Annotated in this window: 22 protein-coding genes and 1 tRNA gene; 4 read left to right on the forward strand and 19 right to left on the reverse strand. The window is 62.6% G+C overall.

Features of this window, described 5'->3' with window-relative positions; all coding sequences use genetic code 11:
• The first annotated feature begins 15 nt into the window (after nt 1-15).
• Nucleotides 16-1,275, forward strand: a complete 1,260-nt coding sequence (locus GGQ67_RS05405) for an AGE family epimerase/isomerase (RefSeq protein ID WP_183899171.1) — start codon at nt 16-18, stop codon at nt 1,273-1,275.
• A gap of 41 nt (nt 1,276-1,316) precedes the next feature.
• On the opposite strand, the gene GGQ67_RS05410 is transcribed toward GGQ67_RS05405, so the two are convergent.
• Nucleotides 1,317-1,895, reverse strand: coding sequence for a hypothetical protein (locus GGQ67_RS05410; protein WP_183899172.1), 579 nt, complete (start codon nt 1,893-1,895; stop codon nt 1,317-1,319).
• Between the two features lie 165 nt (nt 1,896-2,060).
• On the opposite strand from GGQ67_RS05410, the gene GGQ67_RS05415 reads away from it, so the two are divergent.
• A complete protein-coding gene (locus GGQ67_RS05415; protein WP_183899173.1) occupies nt 2,061-2,330 on the forward strand; it encodes an antibiotic biosynthesis monooxygenase in 270 nt (89 codons plus the stop codon).
• Nucleotides 2,331-2,381: 51 nt separating this feature from the next.
• Here the strand turns inward: GGQ67_RS05415 and GGQ67_RS05420 are convergent, their stop codons facing one another.
• The 6 genes from GGQ67_RS05420 to GGQ67_RS05445 form a co-directional block, all read right to left on the reverse strand.
• On the reverse strand, nt 2,382-2,873 hold the full coding sequence (locus GGQ67_RS05420) for a heme-degrading domain-containing protein (protein ID WP_183899174.1): 492 nt from the start codon (nt 2,871-2,873) through the stop codon (nt 2,382-2,384).
• Nucleotides 2,874-3,027: 154 nt separating this feature from the next.
• Nucleotides 3,028-3,768 (reverse strand): aspartate/glutamate racemase family protein, encoded by a 741-nt coding sequence (locus GGQ67_RS05425; RefSeq protein WP_183899175.1) that lies wholly within the window; start codon nt 3,766-3,768, stop codon nt 3,028-3,030.
• Between the two features lie 4 nt (nt 3,769-3,772).
• Complete coding sequence (locus GGQ67_RS05430) at nt 3,773-4,594, reverse strand: ABC transporter permease (protein WP_183899176.1); 822 nt, start codon at nt 4,592-4,594, stop codon at nt 3,773-3,775.
• A gap of 1 nt (nt 4,595) precedes the next feature.
• Nucleotides 4,596-5,510: an ABC transporter permease gene (locus GGQ67_RS05435; RefSeq protein ID WP_183899177.1), complete on the reverse strand. Its 915-nt coding sequence runs from the start codon at nt 5,508-5,510 to the stop codon at nt 4,596-4,598.
• Between the two features lie 243 nt (nt 5,511-5,753).
• Nucleotides 5,754-7,061 (reverse strand): ABC transporter substrate-binding protein, encoded by a 1,308-nt coding sequence (locus tag GGQ67_RS05440; RefSeq protein ID WP_183899178.1) that lies wholly within the window; start codon nt 7,059-7,061, stop codon nt 5,754-5,756.
• Between the two features lie 34 nt (nt 7,062-7,095).
• Nucleotides 7,096-8,184 carry an ABC transporter ATP-binding protein gene (locus GGQ67_RS05445; RefSeq protein WP_183899179.1) on the reverse strand — a complete coding sequence of 363 codons (1,089 nt, stop codon included), beginning with the start codon at nt 8,182-8,184 and terminating at the stop codon, nt 7,096-7,098.
• A gap of 268 nt (nt 8,185-8,452) precedes the next feature.
• On the opposite strand from GGQ67_RS05445, the gene GGQ67_RS05450 reads away from it, so the two are divergent.
• Nucleotides 8,453-9,166, forward strand: a complete 714-nt coding sequence (locus GGQ67_RS05450) for a GntR family transcriptional regulator (protein WP_183899180.1) — start codon at nt 8,453-8,455, stop codon at nt 9,164-9,166.
• 104 nt (nt 9,167-9,270) lie between these two features.
• On the opposite strand, the gene GGQ67_RS05455 is transcribed toward GGQ67_RS05450, so the two are convergent.
• Nucleotides 9,271-9,654: a BRA0787 family protein gene (locus tag GGQ67_RS05455; RefSeq protein ID WP_183899181.1), complete on the reverse strand. Its 384-nt coding sequence runs from the start codon at nt 9,652-9,654 to the stop codon at nt 9,271-9,273.
• A 250-nt stretch (nt 9,655-9,904) separates the two neighbouring features.
• Nucleotides 9,905-10,648, reverse strand: a complete 744-nt coding sequence (locus tag GGQ67_RS05460) for an SIMPL domain-containing protein (protein WP_183899182.1) — start codon at nt 10,646-10,648, stop codon at nt 9,905-9,907.
• Between the two features lie 152 nt (nt 10,649-10,800).
• Between GGQ67_RS05460 and GGQ67_RS05465 the strand changes: the two genes are divergently transcribed.
• A tRNA-Ile gene (locus GGQ67_RS05465) sits at nt 10,801-10,876 on the forward strand.
• A 157-nt stretch (nt 10,877-11,033) separates the two neighbouring features.
• On the opposite strand, the gene GGQ67_RS05470 is transcribed toward GGQ67_RS05465, so the two are convergent.
• The 10 genes from GGQ67_RS05470 to GGQ67_RS05515 all read right to left on the reverse strand — a co-directional run bounded on the left by GGQ67_RS05470 (nt 11,034) and on the right by GGQ67_RS05515 (nt 21,355).
• Nucleotides 11,034-11,765, reverse strand: a complete 732-nt coding sequence (locus GGQ67_RS05470) for a hypothetical protein (RefSeq protein WP_183899183.1) — start codon at nt 11,763-11,765, stop codon at nt 11,034-11,036.
• A 157-nt stretch (nt 11,766-11,922) separates the two neighbouring features.
• Entirely contained in the window at nt 11,923-12,552 is a 630-nt protein-coding gene (locus tag GGQ67_RS05475) for a DUF4376 domain-containing protein (RefSeq protein ID WP_183899415.1), read from the reverse strand.
• Nucleotides 12,479-13,858 carry a DUF2793 domain-containing protein gene (locus tag GGQ67_RS25470; protein ID WP_281393542.1) on the reverse strand — a complete coding sequence of 460 codons (1,380 nt, stop codon included), beginning with the start codon at nt 13,856-13,858 and terminating at the stop codon, nt 12,479-12,481. The genes GGQ67_RS05475 and GGQ67_RS25470 overlap by 74 nt, the downstream gene beginning before the upstream one ends.
• A 2-nt stretch (nt 13,859-13,860) precedes the next feature.
• Nucleotides 13,861-14,460: a YmfQ family protein gene (locus GGQ67_RS05485; RefSeq protein ID WP_183899184.1), complete on the reverse strand. Its 600-nt coding sequence runs from the start codon at nt 14,458-14,460 to the stop codon at nt 13,861-13,863.
• Complete coding sequence (locus GGQ67_RS05490) at nt 14,460-15,599, reverse strand: baseplate J/gp47 family protein (RefSeq protein ID WP_183899185.1); 1,140 nt, start codon at nt 15,597-15,599, stop codon at nt 14,460-14,462. The genes GGQ67_RS05485 and GGQ67_RS05490 overlap by 1 nt, the downstream gene beginning before the upstream one ends.
• Nucleotides 15,599-16,060 carry a phage GP46 family protein gene (locus GGQ67_RS05495; protein ID WP_183899186.1) on the reverse strand — a complete coding sequence of 154 codons (462 nt, stop codon included), beginning with the start codon at nt 16,058-16,060 and terminating at the stop codon, nt 15,599-15,601. Before GGQ67_RS05495 ends, GGQ67_RS05490 begins: the two co-directional genes overlap by 1 nt.
• 63 nt (nt 16,061-16,123) lie before the next feature.
• The gene (locus GGQ67_RS05500) at nt 16,124-16,639 is read right to left on the reverse strand and encodes a phage baseplate assembly protein (protein ID WP_183899187.1); all 516 of its coding nucleotides are present in this window, start codon (nt 16,637-16,639) and stop codon (nt 16,124-16,126) included.
• Nucleotides 16,639-17,844, reverse strand: coding sequence for a phage baseplate assembly protein (locus tag GGQ67_RS05505; RefSeq protein WP_183899188.1), 1,206 nt, complete (start codon nt 17,842-17,844; stop codon nt 16,639-16,641). The genes GGQ67_RS05500 and GGQ67_RS05505 overlap by 1 nt, the downstream gene beginning before the upstream one ends.
• Nucleotides 17,844-19,088: a DNA circularization N-terminal domain-containing protein gene (locus GGQ67_RS05510; protein ID WP_183899189.1), complete on the reverse strand. Its 1,245-nt coding sequence runs from the start codon at nt 19,086-19,088 to the stop codon at nt 17,844-17,846. Before GGQ67_RS05510 ends, GGQ67_RS05505 begins: the two co-directional genes overlap by 1 nt.
• A complete protein-coding gene (locus GGQ67_RS05515; RefSeq protein ID WP_183899190.1) occupies nt 19,088-21,355 on the reverse strand; it encodes a phage tail tape measure protein in 2,268 nt (755 codons plus the stop codon). The genes GGQ67_RS05510 and GGQ67_RS05515 overlap by 1 nt, the downstream gene beginning before the upstream one ends.
• Nucleotides 21,356-21,395 lie beyond the last annotated feature (40 nt).

Genomic DNA, 21,395 nt, shown 5'->3' on the forward strand with positions numbered 1-21,395 from the left:
AATCGGAGGAGTATCATGGCACCTGCAATCGGCGACGCCGCGCTCGGCAACTGGACGACGCGCGCCTACCACCGCGACTGGCTGGTCGCCCAGGCCAACGGCCTGTTCGATTTCTTCCAGCATGACTCGATCAATCCCAAGGGTGGGTTCTACGATCTCGACGACACCGGCAAGCCGCTCGACGCCGAGGGCCAGGTGCGCGGCATCCATATCGCCGCCCGCGCCGTCCATTGCTTCTCGATCGGCACCCTGCTCGGCCGCCCCGGCGCATCCGATGTCGTCGATCACGGCATGCGGTACATCTGGAACCAGCACCGGGACCGAGAGAATGGCGGCTATTTCTGGTCGCTGAACAATGACGGCCCCGTCGACACCAACAAGCAGGGCTACGGCCACGCCTTCGTGCTCCTCGCCGCCTCCTCCGCCAAGACCATCGGCCACCCGCTCGCCGACGGCATGCTGGCCGACATCACCGAGGTGCTGAACACCCGCTTCTGGGAAGAAAGGCACGGCGCCATCGCCGAGGAGTTCACCGCCGACTGGCAGCCGCTCGACGGCGGCACCTATCGCGGCCAGAACTCCAACATGCACCTGACCGAAGCCCTGATGGCGGCCTTCGAGGCGACCGGTAACCACGATTACCTCACCAAGGCCGAAAGCATCGCCGACCTCGTCATCCGCCGGGCGGCCGGCTCCGTCGGCTGGCGCGTCGCCGAGCACTTCGACACGGAATGGGCGCTCGACAAGAATTACTACCACCCGAACGAGATGTTCCGTCCCGCTGGCACCACGCCCGGCCACTCGCTGGAATGGGCGCGCCTGCTGCTGCAGCTCTGGGCGCTCGGCGGCAAGACACTGGAATGGCTGCCGGATGCCGCCAAGGGCCTGTTTTCGCAGGCAATGACCCTCGGCTGGGACGACGACAAGGGCAGCTTCTTCTACACGCTCGACTGGGAGGACCGTCCGGACAAGCGCCAGAAGATGTGGTGGCCCGCCTGCGAAGGTGCGGCTGCCGCCCACTATCTCAACGAACACCTGCCGAGCGACTACCACGAGGACAGCTACCGCAAGATCTGGAACGTCATCGAGCGCCGCTTCATCGACCATAAAAACGGCGGCTGGCACGAGGAACTGACGGAAGACATGGTCCCCGCTCACACCATCTTCCCCGGCAAGGGCGACATCTACCACGCCCTGCAAGCCTGCCTCATCCCCCTCTTCCCGGCCACAGGCAGCCTGACCAAGGTCATCCCTGAAGCCGGCGGCAAGATCTGATGATGAACAAGGCGGCGCCGCATCCACGGCGCCGTCTTCAATCACGACGACGGAATACGCGGTTCCTCCACCAGATAGAACTCCGCGACCGGCGTGACGTCGGAAACGAAGAAGCCGAATTTCGATTGCTCACCGGGATCGAGATGCCCCTCGTCGAAATTCAGCCGGTCGAAGCTCTCGAAGCGGCTTTCGAAATGCGTGAAACGGCTGGACGAAATCAGCGACGGATTGGGATCGGCCTGCCCGAAGGACAGCCCGTCGTTGAAGTCGCTCGGCTTGCCGCGGATTTCCTGCAGCTCGAAGCCGAAGCCGATCCATGCCAGACCGCTCCGGTTCTCTGTCACCACCCGCAGATGAAACGAGCCCGGCACCGTCGCTTTCAGCTCGGCGGGTTTGGCGAAGCGGATCACCAGCGTCACCGGCGCGAGGCTGTCGAACGCCTCGCGGATCTCGATCGGGTCCTCCCGCGTGCCGGAACCTGAGATCGACAGGATGCGGAAACCGCCGAGTTCGTCGGAAAACGAGTAGTTCCCCGCATACCACCGCCCGTCATCCGCCGGCCCGGCGCCGATCAGCGCCAGGGAGAGCAACGCCGCAAGAATGCGCAAACGACGCGTCATCGCCCCTCTTCCCTGATCGAGATGTTGCCACCATACATGCAATTTCAGCGGCGTGCGATGCGCAATGCCTTCGAGCCGATTTTCACGCGCGCGAACCCCTCATCGGTGGTACCCTGACGCCTGGGCTTCCAAACGAAACATGTGAATGCAACGCAGGAGCGGAACATGACGACAGTGTTCGTAAGGCATGAGGTTTCGGACTATGCGGCCTGGCGCAAGGTGTATGACGGCCTCCGGTCGGTTCAGGCGGAAAACGGCGTGATATCGGAGGCGGTCTTCCAATCCGCCGACAATCCCAACGACGTCACCGTCACCCATGAATTCGCGACACCGGAAGCCGCGAAGGCCTTCATGCAGCTGGAGGAGCTCCGCTCGGCCATGCGCACCGGCGGCATCCTTGGCGCCCCGAGCGTCTGGCTGGTCGAAAAGGCGTAAAGCCGTTCCGGCCCGGTCGGCATGACGTGCCGGCGCGTTTCCGTGAGGGCGTCACGCCAGGCGCAGCGCGTCCAGATCCTTGGCCAGCATCAGCGCCAGCGCCTCGACGACGAGATTGTGGTCGTCGCGCTGCGGCAGACCGGAAACGGTGACCGAGCCGATGCAGCCGGTGCCCTTGACATTGATCGGGAAGCTGCCGCCGTGCGGCGCGTAATCGGCGTCCGACAGACCGTTATCCGCGATCGTCTTGCCCTTGGCCTTCAGGTCGATGCCGATGGCATAGCTGCTGCGGAAATAGCGCAGCACCAGATTGCGCTTGCGGCGCACCCACTGAACGTTGTCGGGCGTGACCCCGGGAAGAGCCACATAGAAGACCGGCATCGAATGCAGGTTGATATCGATCGCGATACCCAGACCACGCTCGGAACCCAGCTCCTGCAGCAACTTGCCCAGCTGCCATGCCGTCGCCAGATCGAAACTGTCGAAGCACAGCACCTTCTCCTGCTCGGCAATGCGCGCGAGATCGTCGTCCGGCATGGTCATGTCTGTTTCCTCTCCTCGAATGCTTTTCGCTGAGCATCGTCAGGAGCGCGAAAAAGTAAAGCGGAATCGTGGTGATCCGGCCGCGCCGGAGATGTCTGACACGAGATGAGAAAATGGCCGAAGGCCGTCTTCACGGAACCGCGACCGGCCGACCTCAGCCCGCTGCCTGCATCGGCGTGAACCGGCTCATCTCGCCGATAAACGGCTTGGCGAGCGGCGGCGCGTAGGAACCGCGCTTGCTGGTCGAAAGACCAAGCGACACCAGCGCTTCGGCCTGCTTGACGGCCGCCGCAACGCCGTCGACCACGGGCACGCCGTAGATCTCCCGCAGCTCGCGCGCCAGATCGGTCATCCCGGCGCAGCCGAGCACGATCGCTTCCGCGCCATCCTCCCTGAGCGCCCGCTCGATCTCCGCGCGAAGCTTGCCGATCGCGCCCGACGCCTCGTCCTCCAGTTCCAGCACCGGAATGTCAGACGCGCGGACCTTCGCCCGGTCCCCCATGCCGTAGCGGTGCACGAGGTTGTCGATCAGCACCCGCGAGCGCTCCAGCGTCGTCACCACGGTGAAGCGCTGCGCCAGGAAGCCGGCGGTGGCGACGGCGGATTCGCAAAGCCCGAGCACCGGCACGTCGGCGAAACTGCGGGCTGCCTCGAGCCCCGTATCGTCGAAACAAGCGATCACGGCGGCGTCATAGGTCCCCGCCCGCTCCTTCAGCTCCATCAGCAGCCCGGGGATGGCGAGCGCCCCGTCATAATGCCCCTCGATCGACACCGGCCCCATTCTTGACGTGGCGGCGATGATCTCGGTGCCGGAGGCGGCGACGAGCCGTGCGGCGGTCGCCGCCTTCTCGGTCATGCTTGATGTCGTGTTCGGATTGACGATGAGAATGCGCATGGGATCAGCTTGTCTTTGCCTGGCGCCCGCGCAGCAGCATCATGATGCCGAGCGCGACCAGAATGATGGTGAAGGAAAACAGCGTCGTCACCGTACCGAGCGCGTAGAGCACCGGCGTCGTCACGTTGGTCGTCATCCCGTAGATCTCGAGCGGTAGCGTGTTGTAGCTGCCTGAGGTCATCAGCGTGCGGGCGAATTCGTCATAGGAGAGCGTGAAGCCGAACAGGCCGACGCCGATCAGGCTGGGCGCGATCATCGGCAGCGCGACATGCACGAAGGTCTGCCACGAACTCGCCCCGAGATCGCGCGCCGCCTCTTCATAGGCCGGCGAGAAGCGGTTGAAGACGGCGAACATGATCAGCACGCCGAAGGGCAGCGTCCAGGTCAGATGCGCGCCGAAGGCCGACGAATACCAGGCCGGCTTCAGCCCGCCCTGCTGGAACACGACACCGATGCCGAGCGAGATGATGATCGACGGCACCACGAGGCTGGCGACCGTCGCGTAGAACAGCAAGGTGGCGCCGCGAAACCGGCGACGGAAGGCAAGGCCGGCCAGCAGCGACACCACGACGGTGACCACCATGACCATCAGGCCGAGCGAGAAGGAACGGCGGAAGGAAGCCCCGAAATCGCCCACCGCCTGCTTTTCGAACAGATTGTAGAACCAGTGGACGGAAACGCCGTTGAGCGGGAATGTCAGGCCGCCATCCGGCCCCTGGAAGGACAGGATCAGGATCGCCGACAGCGGGCCGTAGAGGAACAGCACGAACAGGATGAAGAAGGCGGCGAGCACGTAGAATTCGAGCGTGCGCTTTTCGTGGCTCATCTCAAAGCTCCTTGCGGATATCGACGACGCGCAGGATGGCGGCGACCATCATCAGCACGACGATCAGGAGCACCACGGCATTGGCGGCGGCGGCCGGATATTGCAGCAGCGACATCTGGTTCTTCATCATCAGCGCCACCGAGGCGCTCTGCCCGCCGGACATGACCTGCACCGTCGAGAAATCGGCCATGACGAGCGTGACGACGAAGATCGAGCCGATGGCGATGCCGGGCTTGGCGAGCGGGATGACGACGTTCCAGAGGATCTGCCAGCCGCTGGCGCCGGCATCGCGCGCCGCCTCGAACAGCGAGCGATCGATGCGCATCAGCGTGTTGAAGATCGGCGTCACCATGAACAGCGTGTAGAGGTGCACCATGGCGAGCACCACGGCGAAATCGGAATAGAGCAGCCATTCGATCGGCTGCGGAATGATGCCCATCTCAATCAGCGCCGAGTTGACCAGCCCGTTGCGGCCGAGCACGGGAATCCACGAAATCATGCGGATGATGTTTGATGTCATGAACGGCACGGTGCAGACCAGAAACAGGATCATCTGCGTCGATGTGCGACGGATGTGGAAGGCGAGGAAATAGGCGACCCAGAAACCGATGAAGACAGTCAGCGCCCAGACGATGACGGTGAATTTCAGCGTGTTCAGATAGGTCTTCCACGTCACCCACGAGCCGAGCGTTTCGGTATAGTTCATCGTCAGGAAATCGGGATAGAGACCGGCGAAGTCGTAATCCCAGAAACTGACGACGGCGATCATCAAAATCGGCAGGATGAAGAAGAAGCCGAGGATCAGGATCAGCGGCACCGCCTGCAGATAGGAGGCGGCCCACGGCGCCAGCCGAAAGCCCGGGCTGCGCACCCGCTCGGTCGTCTCGTTTGTCTCTGCTGAAGCGATCGTCGCCATCGCTGATCCCTTTTCCAGTTGGCATTGCGTTGCGTGACGCCCCCCTCTGCCCTGCCGGGCATCTCCCCCACAGGTGGGGAGATTGGCTGGGCGCAACCGCTCGCTCCACACTCATTGCTTGCGTGGGGAGCAGGCCACGGGTCGATCTCCCCCCTTGTGGGGGAGATGTCCGGCAGGACAGAGGGGGGTAACCCACGGCAGAACCTCCCCTCCCGCGATTGGAAGGGGAGATCCCAGATCGCCTTAAGCCGCGATGAACTCGTTCCAGCGGCGAACCATGTAGCGGTCCTCGTCCATGACGGAGTTCCAGCACGCGACATTGCCCATGCGCCCTTCGAACGAACCACCGTCGCGCACCGCGCCGGCCTTCTCCATGACCTTGCCCTCGGGCGAAAGGATATCGCCCTGGGCGGCCTTGCCTTCGATCCAGTAGCCCCACTCGTCCGCCGTCATGAAATTCTTGGCCGTATCCATGCAGGCCGAGTAGTAGCCCTGGCGGTTGAGGTAGCCGCCGACCCAGCCGGATGTGTACCAGTTGATGTACTCGTAGGCGGCGTCGAGCTGCGCGCCCTTGAGGTGCGAGGCAAGGCCGAGACCGCCGCCCCATGAGCGGTAGCCTTCCTTGAGCGGCTGATACTTGCAGGCGATGCCCTTGGAGCGGACGGCGGCGACGGCGGGCGACCACATGGACTGGATGACGACCTCGCCCGACGCCATCAGGTTGACCGACTCGTCGAACGACTTCCAGAAGGCGCGGAACTGCCCGTCCTGCTTGGCCTTGATCAGGAACTCGATCGTCTTGTCGATCTCTTCCTTGGTCATGTTGCCCTTGTCGGCGTACTTGATGTTGCCCAGCGCTTCCATGATCATCGCGGCATCCATGATGCCGATCGACGGAATGTTGATGATCGAGGTCTTGCCCTTGAACTTCGGGTCCATGATATCGGCCCAGCTGGTGATATCGCGGCCGACGAGGTCGGGACGAATGCCGAGCGTATCGGCATTGTAGATCGTCGGCATCATGGTGAAGAGTTCGGTTTCGCCCTTGGCGAAGGTCTTGGCATCGGCGCTCTCGACATAGCCGACGGTATGCGGCGCGGTACCCTGCGCGATCACGCTGTCCGGCTTCAGCTTGCCGTTCTTGAACAGCGGAACGACCTTGTCGTAATATTTCAGCTTCTTCACATCCATCGGCTGGATGACGCCGGTCGGATAGACCTTCTTGAGGATCCAGTATTCGATGTCGGCGATGTCGTAGCTGTCGGGCTGGGTGACGGCGCGCTGGGCGGCGGCGTCGGAATCGGTCGCCGTCATCTCGAGCGTGATGCCGAGGTCCTTCTTGCACTGTTCGGCGACGGCGTTGATGTTGGAAACGCCGGTGCCGAACTGGCGAAGCGTGATGTTCGACTGCGCCCAGATCGTCGGGAAGCCGGTGATGAGCCCCGAGCCTGCGGCGGCACCAAGCGCTGCGGCACCCGTCTTAAGCAGGCCGCGGCGCGACACGCCCTTGTCCATCAGACCCTTCCCGGTGGTTTTCGTTGTATCAGTCATGTCAGTTCCCTCTGGTTTTTGTGGTAATTGATAGTCATGCCGAAACGCGGCCCAGGAGAACGGCGTCCTCCAGGGCCCAACTCAGGGACACCGCATCGCCGACCGATGCGGGGTTGGCGAAATAGTCGCCATCGCTGGCGATGACCGTGAAGTCATCGCTGCCCGCGCCGACCACGGTGATCTTCACCGAGGCGCCGCGATATTCGATGTTGGAGACGATACCGTTGAAGCCGAGCGTCTTGTCGGTGGCGCTGGCGAGGCGAACACGGTCGGTGCGGATGCCGATATCGACGACCTCGCCCGCAAGCCTGCCCTCGCCCCGCACCGAAAACGTCTGCCCCTCAGGCACCTCGAGCGTCAAAACGCCGTCGCCAACGGATCTCACGCGACCCGTCAGCACGTTGTGATCGCCCATGAACCGCGCCACGAAGGCGGTGGCAGGCTCCTCGAACACCTTGCGTGGGGTCGCCGCCTGCTCGATCTTGCCGTCGTTCATGATGACGATGATATCGGCGAGCGCCATCGCCTCTTCCTGGCTGTGCGTCACATGCACGAAGGTGATCCCCAGCGTCTTCTGCAGCTTCTTGAGCTCGGCGCGCATGCGGATCTTCAGGAACGGGTCGAGCGCCGAGAGCGGCTCGTCGAGCAGCAGCGCCTCCGGGTCGGTGATCAGAGCGCGGGCAAGCGCCACGCGCTGCTGCTGGCCGCCGGAAAGCTGCGCCGGACGCCTGTTGGCATAGGCCTCCATCTGCATCAGCTTCAGCATCTCCAGCGCCTTGGCCCGCCGCTCCTCCTTCTCCACGCCCTTCATCTTCAGGCTGAAGGCGACGTTGTCGATCAGGTCGAGATGCGGGAAGAGCGCGTAGGACTGGAACATCATCGCCGTGCCTCGCTTGGCCGGCGGAAAATCGGTGACGACGGTGTTGCCGAGGCGAATATCGCCCGACGAAATGCTCTCGTGCCCGGCGATCATCCGCAGCGTCGAGGTCTTGCCGCAGCCCGATGGTCCCAGGAAGCAGCAATAGGAGCCAGCCGGTATCTTCAGGCTGATCGCATGCACGGCGGTGGTTGCGCCATACACCTTCGAAACGGATGCTATATCGATCTCTGCCGCTTTCGACATCGTGTCTTCCCCTGTTCGAGGAAGACGATGCATTCGCCGTGCCAGTTTCCGCGAGGGAGTATCAAGCCTCTAGGAAGATTGAGTTTTCGCCCAAAACACACGAATGACCAAAAATAGACCTCTGCATATGCTTGCACATCAAATAGGCTTTCGTCTGCAATTTACGCAAAAAATCGTATACAATTTGGCATCTGGATTGATTGCAAATTCCGTTTAACTTTCCGGCCGATTGTGGCTATCATCGACCGACCACAGGACATCCCGCTTCATGAACCCGACCTCCAGCGCGCTTCCGACGCCCGACGAGCCGACAGAAACCGGCACGCGGCAGATCCGCGACGCCATTCGCGACGCGATCGTCGAACGTCGCCTGTCACCGGGAACCAAGCTGTCGGAAAGCGATGTCGGCAACCTCTTCAACGTCAGCCGCACGCTGGCGCGCGCGGCCCTGCAGGCGCTCTCCTACGAGGGGCTCGTCAGCGTCGAGAAGAACCGCGGCGCCTTCGTGGCCTACCCCTCGCCCGACGAAGCGCGCCAGATCTTCGCCGCCCGCCGGCTGATCGAGCCCGGCATCCTGCGCGAGGCGGCGGCCAGGATCACGCAATCGCAAATTCAGCACCTCCGACAGCTGCTGCTGGAGGAGAGCCGCTTGATCGGCGAGCGTGGACAGACGGCCCGGCGCGCCGAAATCAAGGCATCCGGCGATTTTCACCTGACGCTTGCGGCGATCTCCGGCAATACGATCATGCAGCGCTTCATGGAAGAACTCGTGGCCCGCTCCTCGCTCGTCATCGCGCTCTACGGCCAGTCGACCATATCGAGCTGCGGCCACAGCGAGCATGGCGACATCGTATCGGCGATCGAAAACAAGGATCTCGACCGCGCCTGTCACCTCATGCTGCACCACATCGCGCATATCGAGGCCGACCTCGATCTGCGCGAGCGCAAGGGACAGGGATTGAAGGAAGCGTTCGATCTTTAGAGCGCGCGGCGCATCAAGGGCGCGCCCGCAACTCAGCAAAACCCGCGACCTCGATCGGGGCTCGGGCGAGACGCGACCGCCGTAGCGGCCGCGTCATCGTAAAATCAACCGCGCGAGCGGCGTTCGTCGGGAACGGCGGCAACGGCCACGATATCGGGCGTTCCGGTCGCATGCAGGCGCTTGCGCACCAGCACGCCCATGACGCGGGCGGCGGTGGAAAACGTCATCTGGTCGAGCGGGCCTTCGCCCTCCCAGGGTTTCGTCAGTCGCTCGGTCACGGCACCGACGATATTCATCGGCACGATGTCGTCGCACTGGCGCATGGCCTCGAAGACGCTGCTGATCGGAACAACCCGGCCTTCGAACGTGACGATCGGTTCGGTCAGTTCCGTATCCCACTCTTCAAACGCATAAAGAGCATCGCGAAAGAGCTCTTGAAGGGTGAACGGGGCGTGCCCATTGTGAAGTGGCGGCAAGGCATTCGACATGTCTGTCTCCTCTTTGCAGGGATAAAGCCAATTCCTCCTCATCGGTCCGCACTAACGCCGGAAGCAGAACTCAGGTTCCCGGCAGGACCGAATAACACGATCGATGTTATAGTGTAATATACGCGTGATAAAGCGCTTTTCTGCCCCGGCCTGGCGAGCGCGGCGGCCGCAAAAAGATAAGCCGTTGATATTCAAAGGAATATCAACGGCAATCTTTTGGTAACTTAAATTAACGGATATGGGCGCCGCGCTACTGCGCGATCGCGAATGTAACGTTGACGCTGATGTTGTAGCTGCTTTCGCCACCCTGGATCGGCACGCCCGCATCGGCCTCCGTCTTCATCATCGCCGCCCGCATGACGGGCATCGGCTGCGGCCGCGGACCGCTTTCGTTGATCTCGATGACGTTGCCGAGCTTGACGCCGGCGGCGGACGCAAGCGTCTTGGCCCGCGCGACGGCATCGGCCACCGCGTTCTTGCGCGCTTCTTCCATGGCGCTGTCGGGCTTGTCATTGGTGAACTGGATATCGCCACCCTGGTTGACACCGAGCGTCACCGACTGGTCGATGATCCCGCCGAGCTTCGAGAGATCGCGCACCCGGACCGTCAGCGTGTTGGAGACCTGGTAGCCGATGAGCTCGGGCGGCAGCTGCTGCCCGTCCGTCCCCTGCGGATAGCGATATTGCGGCTGCACGGAAAAGCCCGATGTCTGCAGGTCGCGCTCGGCGATGCCGGCCTTCTTCAGCGCCGCGAGCACGTCGCTCATCGCCTTGTTGTTACCGTCGAGCGCCTCGCGCGCGGTCTTCTCCTGCTTGACGACGGAGAAGGTCAGGACAGCCATGTCGGGCGCCATCGTGGCCCGCCCCTCGCCGATCACGCTGATGACCGCCTGGCGCGGCGCATCGGCCGCGAACGCCGACACAGAGGCGGCGGCAAGCACCGGCAGGCTGAAAAGGAGACCGGCGGCAAAGCTTTTGGTATTCGGCAATGGCATTGTTTCACTCCGCGATTGTGACTTACCGATCCCTCTTGCCGTTTGATTGTGAAGCTATTGCGGCAATGACTTGTGACCGCTCTTAATTTGCGTTAGACGCAACGAGCACCGGCGAACCATTGCGCCGCTGCCAGGCGCCGTCACAGTCGCCAGGGCCTGTAGCTCAATGGTTAGAGCCGGCGGCTCATAACCGCTTGGTTGGGGGTTCGAGTCCCTCCGGGCCCACCATTTATTTCAAAGGCTTAGCAGGAATTTACGCAGTTCCGCTAAGCCCTTGTAGCCGGACGCGAATTTTCGGAATTTTGACACGCAAGTCTGGAATTATCATTTTTCTAAAGAGGGCTTCAAAGTTGCTTTGAAGCTGACCTGAGCCCGCCGCATCCGTTTAGTTTGCGTCGACGGTAACTACGGCCTCTGCAATAGGGTCATAATCGCAGGTATAGGTGACACGCTTCCAAGCTCCGAAGCCGTTCTGCATCTTGGCCTTGTCCCCGATCAGGGTGACGACACCGCGCTTCTGATCTTTCCAGCGGTACTTTGCAAACTTCGGCTCGAACGTACCATCCGTCCACTGGAAATCCCACTTCGCAAGTTTCTCAATAAATTCCGGGCACCGCACCGAGGCGCCGATCCACGCCTTCTCCCCCCAGCACTGAAGATCCTGTCTGCATTTTTCTGCTTCGGCTTTCTCGGCGACCGCTTTCTCGGCCTCTGCTCGGGCCGCTGATTCTTTCTCAGCGGCGGCAACGCGGGCGGCCTCCTTGGCTGAGGCTTTGTCCTCAGCGGTTCGAGCGGCGGCTTTAGCAGCGGCTGCGGCATCATCATCAGCCTTCTTTTTGGCTAACAGAGCACCTTTCTGTTGCGCCCAAGCGGCAGGCTCATTAATGCCGGCCTCTTTCGCCAGACGCTGATCAGTGGCGCTTTCGAAGCCCAGCGAGCGCGCCTCGCGATCGGCGTCGATCGTTAACGCCACTAGAATCGCAATCAGAGCGCAGAAGCCAAGCCCAGCCCGCTTCAGCCGCATGTTCCTCCGTTTCCAAGAAAACGGGATCGCGAGAATGGACCACGCGATATAGAGAACGAGTATTACAATCGACAAAGCTAAGGCAGTCTGCATTTCGCCCCCCGGCAACTAATGAGTTCGCTCTAGTGGTAAGATGCAAAATCAACCCTGCATAGGTCCATTCTGCTCGATGAATTAGACACCCAATCGAAACGCCCGGCTCATCACCGGGCGTTGGGTCTTCCTCGATCCTGATATGACCTCTCTCGGATTACCAATTGATTGAGGTAACGGTCTCTTCCGAGGTTGCAGTAGTGACCTGGGCGGTCAATCCTTCAAGCTTTGCTTGGCACGTCACTACGTGCATTTTTCCATCCGATCCGGCCTGTTGGATCTGCTCGGCGGAATGCATGCGGAAGGCCCAAATGCCAGCGTCGTCCTCGCACCAGAACGGTGTCGCCCAACCCTGCGTTAGTTCCGGCAACAAGCTGGCCGTCACACTGCCCATCATATTGATCTGATCTGTAACGCCACTCGGATACGTGTGCCGGGAGCCAAGGGCAGATGACAAATAACCGCCCACAATCGCCGCAGCACAATCCGCTGTGAGAGTGGCGATCCTCGCTGCCTTCAAATCGTCGATGAGCGGCGCGGGAGGAGCACTAAAAACGCCCTCCATATATGTCCATCCCACATCAACTTCTGAAATCGCAGCAACAAACTCCGCCGCCACCTCGGGAACATAGATTTCCTCAACATTGAACTCCTCGGGAAGGTCGATGACCTCAACGATAGTCCCGTCGATCACTCGTGCGTAAATCATGTTCTCACCACTTGATAAAGATTGCGCCGACGGCACCAGCGCCACCGGAGTTAGCGCCTGCGCTGCCAGATCCACCACCGCCGCCGCCCGGCGATGCGCCACCACCCGCGATACCAAAGCCACCACCGCCCCCGGCGCCGCCGAACGATGATGTTCCACCTGGGCCACCACTGACGCTCGCGCCTGCCGCACCGGCCGTGCCAGCGCCACCCGTTGCGTTGATGTCACCCCCGGTAGATCCGCCGCCACTGCCGCCGTTACCGGTCGGATTTGGAGACCCACCGGTACCGCCGTTGCAGGTAACGACGCCACCGAACGAAGTCGTTCCGCCTGCGCCGCCGCCGCCGCCTGCGCCGCCGCCGTTACCGTTCGCTCCGACGGTGCCAGTGAGAACCTGCCCCGGCGTGACATTGATGCGCTTCCGGGCGTAACCGCCTGCGCCACCGCCGCCCGCAGAGCCATTGCCACCGGCACCAACGCCGCCGCCGCCTGCGCCGCCGCCCCAGCATTCGACCTCGATGATGGTAACACCGACCGGGACAGTGAAAGACATTGCGCCAGCAACGTTGAAATACTGCTGACCAGCACCGAAGCCGTAACGGATTGCGGAGGTTATAATCCAGCGGTCGCCCGCCAGATCATAATCGAGGCGGGCTATAGTGCCGCCGATCAGCTCGCCACGGCTCAAGGCGCCGCCGTCAAATTTGACGATTGGCTTGGCACCAAGGCCGTTGAGATTGAACGTGGCCGCTGCAGTGTTGGTATCGGTCAGGAGAAGCGTGACGGATAGACCGGAGGTCAATGCGGACGGCGCCGGCGTGAGCGAGGCCGTCAACGCATTTGCAGTGCCAGCAGCGGTCGCAAACCACCATTTGCCGGACTGCGCGTCCAAGGCGATTTTTTCCACGTAGGCGCCAGCGACGCGCTCGTAGACGCGGCCATCAGGCAAGCTTATTCCGTGTCCATTTGGGGGCGTGACGTACGACCAGGTTGTACCCGTCCACTCAGCGATCTTGCCGATATTAGCAGCCCAGGTCCCGGTCGCGTTCGAAGGAATGAGGTAGATGTCACCTGCGGTCGGCGCACCGGGCGCGGACGACAGCGTCATGGAAACCACCGGGAGCCAAGGCAGGCGAAGCAGCTTTGTCAGGGCGACCGCATTGTTCGATATCATCGAGCGCAAAGCTTGATAGAGCTGCGTCCAGTCCGCCGGATCGAGAACCAGGCCAGCGGACTCGATAACTTTCGCAACCTCCTCCTGGACCATGTTCATAAACAGCGCGGTTACCTCGGTCCCCTCATTGCCTACTTCCAGATTTTCATCACGGAACCCGCGACGGCCGCCGCCGATGTCGATGGTTCCCGCGCCGTTGATGCGATCCATTATCAGGCCTCCTGGGCATAGTTAAAGACGAGGACGGTGTGCGCGGGTTTCACCCGCTGCAGCTCGCACTCGATGTCGGAAATCTTGAAGGTGCCGAGGCGATGTTTGGTGACACTCGCGCCAGTGCGGAACTTCACCACGGCCATCAGCCCAGGGATGTTGATCCGCCACAGGAACTGCGTCCCTTCCGGACGCAGCCGTTGGCCGCAACGCAGTCCGCCAGTGCGGCTCGGCCAGAACTCATCGACAGTGATGGTCACGCCGAGCTTGGCCGCAAGCGAGATCATGTAGGGGATCGACTGACCGCCGGTGCCCGTCCAGCGCTGGTGAGCCAGCCTCTGCCGGTCTTCGATGGTGCGCGCATTGAGATCTCGGCCGCAAGGGTCGGGACCGAGAACACGCTCAAAGTCTGCAAGAAAGCGATAGGCGGTGCGGGGATCGACCTCGCGCATCATCGCTTCGGCGTCTGCCTCGATTGTCTCGATGCGGGCGGCAGCAGCCGCCAGCAGGACGTCCAGGACGCCATCGCGATAGCCGAGAGCAAAGCCCGGCGCCAGCTTCGAAATCAAGCTTTGAAGGATCGTTGAAGCGGTTCTCGCCATCACGCGTCCTCGTAGGTGATAGCACCGGCGACGGGATACTCGACGTTGGCCAAAGTGAAGGGCGCTGCCGGCGAGATCAGGTCATGGGCATATTCACCGTTCGCCGCCGATATCGCCTCGGAGATCCGCGAAGGCTCGATGAGCGCGCCAATCGGGCCAGCGTTCACCGTGTCGTCAGCATCGCCGATCGTGGCAACGAAGCGATTCCAGGCATCGTTCACGGCAGCGCGGGTCAAGGCAGTGTCCGGACGCAGGCGGATGACCGGTGAGAGGACGCGCAACTCCGCGGCGATTACGATGACGCGCGCGGTCACAGGCCGAACGCCGGTCTGGCTTCCCAACGGGCCGAGGAAGGCGAGGATTGCATCGCGCTCCGCGTCAGATGGCACGCGAGCAGATCCATCGGCGTCCTTCATGGCCACGACCAGGCCAACGGAGCCACGGCCGATCCATTCCGGAATGACCGCGACGGCCTTGACCGCAAACTGCCCTTGCACCCAAACGGGATAGTCGAAACCAGCGCCGCCATGAGGCGGCTGGCGGATGCGTTCCAACGTCGCTCCCTGAAGTTCCGGCATGTCCTGCTCGTCGGCGCCACCGACAATCTCGATCGAGACCGATACCCTTGTGATCTCCGGAAAGGGTGTCACGACCGTCAGCTGCACGCCTTCCTCAAGGTTGCCCGAGGTGCCGGCGACAACGGCGATCACCGGGACCGCGACGGTGCCGCCGCCTGCGATCGTTGCGGCGGATGTCGTCAGGTAGGTGACCGCGTTCGATGCGGAAAGCTGCAGGCCTGCTGGCAAGGCAGTTCCCGGCACGCCTTCGACGAGGACCGCGCCCAGTGCTTTGGTCGCTGCCCGCTGATTGACGCCCCAGATCCCAGCGTGCCGCAGGACAAACTCTTCCTCGGCTGTATCAACGAAATACTGCCGACCCCACCAGGCCAGATGATCATGGGCTTCGCGCAGCTCCAGCGAGAACGCGCGAGTGATCTGCGAGAAGACGCCCTTGGCGGAACGCACCGCGCGCGACACGCCGGTCGCGTCCAGGTCCGGCCGAATACGAAGAAGGCCCGCTTCGAGCGAACCTGCGATCTTGGATGCGATTTCCTTAGCGGTCGGGATCGGCCAAGCCATTATGCCTCCACACGGCGACTGAGAGTGACGCTGGCGTCCTGCACCTGGACGCGATAGCCGAGAACGCCGTCGCGCAACCACGCGACCTCGATGTCCGCAGGCTCTCCGGTTTCCTGCTTCGCCCAGGCGAGCGATTCCTGAAGCCAGAAGTCGCAAAGCTGCCGGGTCGTTTCGGTCTGCTTGGCACGATCGAGCAGCCACAAGCGGCTTCCGGTCATCGCGCCGGTCGGGTCGAGAGCATCGCCTGCGCAGCCTCGACGCTCGGAATAGGAGACGGGCGCAAGGAACTGCGAGCGGCCTTCCGGAAGGGGATCGTCAGGCGCGGCGCGGCGATCGAGACCGATGGAAAGGAGGATGGCAGGGATTGGGGTTTCGTCGATCGCAAGATCGCAATCAGCGCCGAGCGTCAGGTCGCAGCGGCGCTTGTCGGGATCGTAGGTGAGAGCCAGATCGAAGAACATGGCGCGAAACATACGCGCGCGCGCAAGGTGAACGTCATGCCCGCCGAGGCGGGCGGGAATGGATCAGTTCGACGGGACGTCGGTGTCTTCGCCGCCGGGAACAACGCCGCCATGAACGTGGGTGTCGCCAATGTTCTTGCCATTGTGGCGGACATAACCGCCGGTGATATCGACACCGTCGGCCGAGACGCGAAAGTTGACGCCGCCAACGGTCACATCGAGCGCCGTGCCGGCGGCGACCTGAACGGTGCCATCGGGAAGGATCAGAACACGATCGCCGTGTTCGTTGTAGTTCCCGACCGCTCCCTCCGGAAGCTTGCCCAGGCGCTTGGAAGGGTTGGAGACATTCATGATGACAAGATCGCCCTGATCGCCGCCGATCGCCAGAACCACGGCGAGCGATCCATCTACAGGAACATGCGACGCTAAACCGTATGGCTGCATGATCTCGACATCGTCGCGCCAGACACCTTCAGCGACCTCGGCCGACGCAGTCTGGGTCTGGCCGTCATCCTTAACATTCTTCAGAACGACGCGGCGAATCATGCCACGCGTCTTGTCGGCGGTTTCCTTGTCCATCAAAGAGCCTCTGCGCTGCTGTCGAGGCTGCCGGCAGCGGCCTTCTTCTTGCGGGTGCGGTTAGTGCGACGCTTGCCAACCGGCTTGTCGTCGAATGCTTCAGGGCTCGACAGCGTCAACTCCGTGAAATTCCCGCTTCCATCCGATCGGTTCACGACACGCGTAATGAGCATGTCGCGCTCGATGTTCTGGAAGGCGTCCGACACATAGGCGATCTCATTGACGCGCCAGAGCTTGCCATCGACTGAGAAGCCTTTGACGGTCTCGGTAACCTCTTCGCTCTCGCCGCGTGCCGTGCGCATGCGGAAATCGGCTTCGTCCTGGGCGCTGGTGGCATCTGCCTTGCTGCGGGCGAGATGAACGGCCGGACGATAGCGAGTGATCTCATCGTCGACGGCGATGCCCGTCGCGGCGGTTCCCTTGCGCTCGGCTTCGGTTGCCGAACCGTCGCCGGACTGCCGATCGGCGGGATCGAGCGGCGCGGCCGTGCTGTCGAGCGCGGCCGATCCGGAACGCGACTTGCCGGCCTTTTCGCCCTGGCCGCGCACATAGGTCTTGGAGTAGCGGTTTTCGTTGCTGTAGGTGCCGGAAGAGGCGATGACGTTCCCTGGAAGCGTGAGATCAGCCGGCGCGCGGTTGCTGCCGGTGCGGGTGATGACAAGGCCGCCGACGCCATCGGATAGCACGAGCGCATGCCGGGAGCGCGCGCCCTTCTCGATCGCGGAGAACGCGGTCTCGGCAAGATCCAGCCCGTAGCGCGTGAATGGCTCGCCAGTGTCGATCTCGCTGCGCACGCTCAAACCGAACGGCTTGGAGATCTGGCCGGCCGCGTCCTCGAGCTTGACGTTGCGAAACTCCGACGGGCCGTCGGTGAGGGCCGCGCTGTCAACGAGGTCACCGGTCTTGTCCCGGCCGGAAATGCTGACCTCGGCCTGCGTCTCGCTGATCGACGGCGAGACCTTGTCGATATAGCCCTTGAGAACGACAGTGCCTTCGACCAGGACGTCGACCGCCAACCCGGGACGCATATCGAAAGCCGTGCCAGCGCTGGCGTAGGCGAAGGTCTGCAGCGAGCGTTTGGTATCGCGCAGTGTGAAGTTGAACGAACCGCTGAAGTCCTTCAGGTCGCGCGTCACCTCGGCCGAGGTCCATTTCTCGTAGACCGTGCCCGCGACGCGAAGCTGGATCGGGAGGATGGTCGCCATCAGCCAAGCACCTCGATGTTGCCTGCGGGCAATGCCGAGGCGTGACGTGGATTGTTGCGTGCGACGATGTCGCGATAGCCCGCCTCGATGAGGTGTGGGGTGTCGCCGAAGACGTGCTGCGCGAGAAGCCAGGCATCGAGCGGCCGATCGGCGCGGAAGATGAGGACGGCAGGCAGGCGGCCGATGCTCTCGTTGATGTCCGCGATGATCGACGACTGAAGGTCGCGGGCCGATCGGCGCAGGACGGTGCTCGCTGCATCGAAGGTCGATCCGGAGAACTGGTCGAGACTATCACACAAAGCCTCGATCGCGGCGGTAACGCGCCCCCGCATGGCTTGCGCTTCCTTTCGAGACGCATAGTCGGCGAAGGTCGATTGCGCGGCGAGCTGCGCGAGGAACTGCGCGCCGGCCGTAAGAAGAAGCGCGCGATCGGCATCACTTGGCGCGTCTAGTGAGTCAGCGTTCAGCTGCTCGACGAGCGTCAGGCCCATGCTCATTGTAGGGACGGGTCTAGGCTGCTCCTGGATGACGGCGCCGGCGGCCGGCGAGACGGCCGGCGTCGAGGTGTCGCTGTTGATCAGCGCCGCTGCGGTCTGCATCAGCAAGTCAAAGGCAACAGGGTCAGCCGGGTCGCCGTCCGCGATCGATGCCTTCAGGCGCGGCAACAATCGCCCGGTGCCCGCCGGCGCTGTCAGTCCATCGATGGCGCTGGTGACAACGCGATACGAGCGCCCAGCCGACAACGTCCGGACGGATGAGATGACCGCCCCAACGGCCACTGCCAGCGATGTTGCGGCGGAAACGATGGACGATATCGACGAGGAGAGATTGGCGAGGCCGGTCGCAAAGCCCGCGGCGATCGAGGAGACGCGTTTGAAGCGGGCAGAGAACCGGACGACGCGCAGTTCACGATCGGAGAAGTAGATTTGCGCCGGCTCTTCCATGATGACGGTCATTGGGCCGAGCCAAGGATGGATGAGGGTTGCCGGTCCTGCCTTCTCGAATGCAGCCTGCAGCAACGCGGCCTGAAGCTGATAGTCGTCCCCCACGATAATCCCGTTCACCGACACCAGACCAGGTGCAAGGCCGAAGTCGTCGTAATCGGCGGCATCGACGCCCGGAAACAGGTATTCGACCACGCGCCGGCCGACATCATTGCTCGCGTCCGGAACGTGAAACGTGATGCCGCGATAAGAGCCAGGCAGAAGGCCGGGCAGAACCCAAGAGATGCTGTCGAGCTGCATTAGTTTCTCCCGACGGCGCGGCCGGTGTTGGCGGTCTGATAGTTCATGCTGCTGCTGTTTGGCTCGGCGCTGGTGACCTTGAGACCCGGATCGGCCGAGATGCGCAGCGTGCCGCCGGCGTCGAGCTTGACGGTATTCTGCGCGACTGCCGGAGACAGACCGTTGCCGAGCGACGCGCGCTTGTCAGGCGTGCCCAGCCCATCGGACGCGGGTGCATTGTCGTTCGAAGGCAGATTGATCGCCGGCGGCTTCGCGGCATCACTCCCGAATCCGAAGTTCGGAATATAGTCCCTGAAGTTCGGCATGACGCTCGATATGTCGATCTTGCCGATCGCCTCGACGATGCGTGCGCCGAGACCTGAAAACCAATCCATCAGCGCGCCGAAGGCCGCCTTGATCGCATCGACCATGGCCTGACCGGCGCGGGTGCCGGCGTCGCGGAAGCCGGCCTCGGCTTCATCGGAGTAATCCTTCCGCGTGAAGATCTCCGACAGGAAGTTTCCGACGGCTGCGGGAATGGCCTTGATCGTCTGGACGATGGTATCGGCAAAGGCGCCGATACGACCGGTGACAGCGCCGACCGCCGCCTCGTCCAGGCCGAGCCACTGGGCGAAGTCAAGAAGCTTCTGCCCGGCCCACCCGGCGACCTTCCCGGCGAAGTCGGTCATCGCCGCCAAGGGCACGGCCAATCCTGCTGCTATGGCGCTGCCAAAGCCCGCGACCCAATTGCTGATCGGCTCCCAATAGCGATTGATCGCAATGGCCACGGCGGCAACGGCGGCGACGACCGCCCAAATGGGCGCGCTGATGCCCGTGATGACGGTGCCCAGCGCACTAAGGGCCACCCTGGCTTGCCCAACATACGGGGTTCCAAGCGTCTTTATTCCCTGACCCAAAAGGCGCATTGGCGAGAAGAGCAACGACATTCCGGCGGCGACAGCTGGCAGGACGATGCCGATCGCGCCGAGGGCGCCAGCAAGCAATATTGCACCACCAGCCGCCACAAGCGCGGCGCGGCCCATGCCACCGGTCGCCTTATCCCACTCTCGAAGCCACTTCAAAGTCTCCATGAGGAGCCGATTAATCGGCGGCAACCAAGCACCAAACGCCAATCCCACTTCACGCGCCGCCTGCGTTCCGATCTCCCCGAGCGTGACGAGCTGCGTGTTCAAGCTCTCCATCTGCGTTGCGAAGTCTTCGTCGCTCATCGCGCCGGTCGCGTCACCGACAGCCTGCTTGATGCGCTTGTACTCGTCGATGTTGGCAAGCATCGGAATGAGGAAGCCCATAACCTGCATGTCGGCGAACAGTCCGCCGAGGGCGCCGGCACCATATATGGCCTCGAGCTGCTTGCGGACCTCTTCAAGCGCGTCCGCACCTTCCAGGCCGTTCGCCTTCGCCTTATTCATCAGCCCTTCGATTTCCTTACCCGAGATCCCGCTAAGTTTGGAAATCTTCTGGATAACGGCCTCGATCGGGTTGATGCCCTTCGTGGCTGCGTCCTGCATGACGCCCTGAATATCGACACCCATCTTCTGGAAGTTGCGCCTGGTCTCCGGAGACGTGATCTTCGACAGGAAGTTGTTGAGGTTGTTCGCCGCCTCGGCCGGGTCCGCCGTGCCCTTCTTCGCGATCTCCAGCATGGTTGCGAGTTGGGTCGCGGCGTTACGGCCGGTGATGCCGAGCTTCGCCATCTGTCCGGTCAACGTCGGGAAATACTTCGCCATGTCCTTCAATTCGAAGGAGCCTTCCTTGCCCGCGACGATCAGGCCAGCGAAGGTGTCGTCGAGCTCGCTGGCCGGAAGCTTCAGCGTCTGAAGAAGCGAAACGGCCACACCCGCCATGTCGTTGAAGTCGGCATTGGCCGCCTTGGTCGCCTTGCCAATCCCCTTCAACGAGCGATCGACGAGCGCTTCGTCCAGGCCGGCGGCAATCATCTTGCCGGAGCCCTTGGCGATGGTGTCGGACGTCTGCCCGATCTGGAGCGCGAGGCCCTCATAACGTGCCTTCAGATCATCGACCATCTGGTAGGCGGCCGAGCCGCTTTTGCCTGCGGTGCCCGCTATGTCGATAAGCTGCTGCTGGAACGCCGCAGCCTCCTGCATCGGCGCCATGAAAGAGATCGCCGCAATCGCGGTACCGACGACGCCGATCCGCCGTGCCATGTCGGCGACGCCCTGGAGGCTGCGGCGGAGCCCGCGCAATGGCGAGGAGAGCATGTCCTTCAGCCGGACAAGAACATCCAGGGCCATATTGCGAGACGCCATTTCAACTCTCCAAGTTTGCGGCGTATCTCCGCCACTCCAT

It is taken from the genome of Rhizobium metallidurans (assembly GCF_014196505.1).
Taxonomy (GTDB): domain Bacteria; phylum Pseudomonadota; class Alphaproteobacteria; order Rhizobiales; family Rhizobiaceae; genus Rhizobium; species Rhizobium metallidurans.

Coding starts and splice junctions, on each gene's coding strand:
- GGQ67_RS05485 (WP_183899184.1), bottom strand. CDS start 14,460: ATGGCGAGAACCGCTTCAACGATCCTTCAAAGCTTGATTTCGAAGCTG.
- GGQ67_RS05405 (WP_183899171.1), top strand. CDS start 16: ATGGCACCTGCAATCGGCGACGCCGCGCTCGGCAACTGGACGACGCGC.
- GGQ67_RS05495 (WP_183899186.1), bottom strand. CDS start 16,060: ATGTTCTTCGATCTGGCTCTCACCTACGATCCCGACAAGCGCCGCTGC.
- GGQ67_RS05445 (WP_183899179.1), bottom strand. CDS start 8,184: ATGTCGAAAGCGGCAGAGATCGATATAGCATCCGTTTCGAAGGTGTAT.
- GGQ67_RS05425 (WP_183899175.1), bottom strand. CDS start 3,768: ATGCGCATTCTCATCGTCAATCCGAACACGACATCAAGCATGACCGAG.
- GGQ67_RS05470 (WP_183899183.1), bottom strand. CDS start 11,765: ATGCAGACTGCCTTAGCTTTGTCGATTGTAATACTCGTTCTCTATATC.
- GGQ67_RS05460 (WP_183899182.1), bottom strand. CDS start 10,648: ATGCCATTGCCGAATACCAAAAGCTTTGCCGCCGGTCTCCTTTTCAGC.
- GGQ67_RS05500 (WP_183899187.1), bottom strand. CDS start 16,639: ATGGACAAGGAAACCGCCGACAAGACGCGTGGCATGATTCGCCGCGTC.
- GGQ67_RS05420 (WP_183899174.1), bottom strand. CDS start 2,873: ATGACCATGCCGGACGACGATCTCGCGCGCATTGCCGAGCAGGAGAAG.
- GGQ67_RS05450 (WP_183899180.1), top strand. CDS start 8,453: ATGAACCCGACCTCCAGCGCGCTTCCGACGCCCGACGAGCCGACAGAA.
- GGQ67_RS05510 (WP_183899189.1), bottom strand. CDS start 19,088: ATGCAGCTCGACAGCATCTCTTGGGTTCTGCCCGGCCTTCTGCCTGGC.
- GGQ67_RS05455 (WP_183899181.1), bottom strand. CDS start 9,654: ATGTCGAATGCCTTGCCGCCACTTCACAATGGGCACGCCCCGTTCACC.
- GGQ67_RS05415 (WP_183899173.1), top strand. CDS start 2,061: ATGACGACAGTGTTCGTAAGGCATGAGGTTTCGGACTATGCGGCCTGG.
- GGQ67_RS05435 (WP_183899177.1), bottom strand. CDS start 5,510: ATGGCGACGATCGCTTCAGCAGAGACAAACGAGACGACCGAGCGGGTG.
- GGQ67_RS05440 (WP_183899178.1), bottom strand. CDS start 7,061: ATGACTGATACAACGAAAACCACCGGGAAGGGTCTGATGGACAAGGGC.
- GGQ67_RS05430 (WP_183899176.1), bottom strand. CDS start 4,594: ATGAGCCACGAAAAGCGCACGCTCGAATTCTACGTGCTCGCCGCCTTC.
- GGQ67_RS05515 (WP_183899190.1), bottom strand. CDS start 21,355: ATGGCGTCTCGCAATATGGCCCTGGATGTTCTTGTCCGGCTGAAGGAC.
- GGQ67_RS25470 (WP_281393542.1), bottom strand. CDS start 13,858: ATGGATCGCATCAACGGCGCGGGAACCATCGACATCGGCGGCGGCCGT.
- GGQ67_RS05505 (WP_183899188.1), bottom strand. CDS start 17,844: ATGGCGACCATCCTCCCGATCCAGCTTCGCGTCGCGGGCACGGTCTAC.
- GGQ67_RS05410 (WP_183899172.1), bottom strand. CDS start 1,895: ATGACGCGTCGTTTGCGCATTCTTGCGGCGTTGCTCTCCCTGGCGCTG.
- GGQ67_RS05490 (WP_183899185.1), bottom strand. CDS start 15,599: ATGGCTTGGCCGATCCCGACCGCTAAGGAAATCGCATCCAAGATCGCA.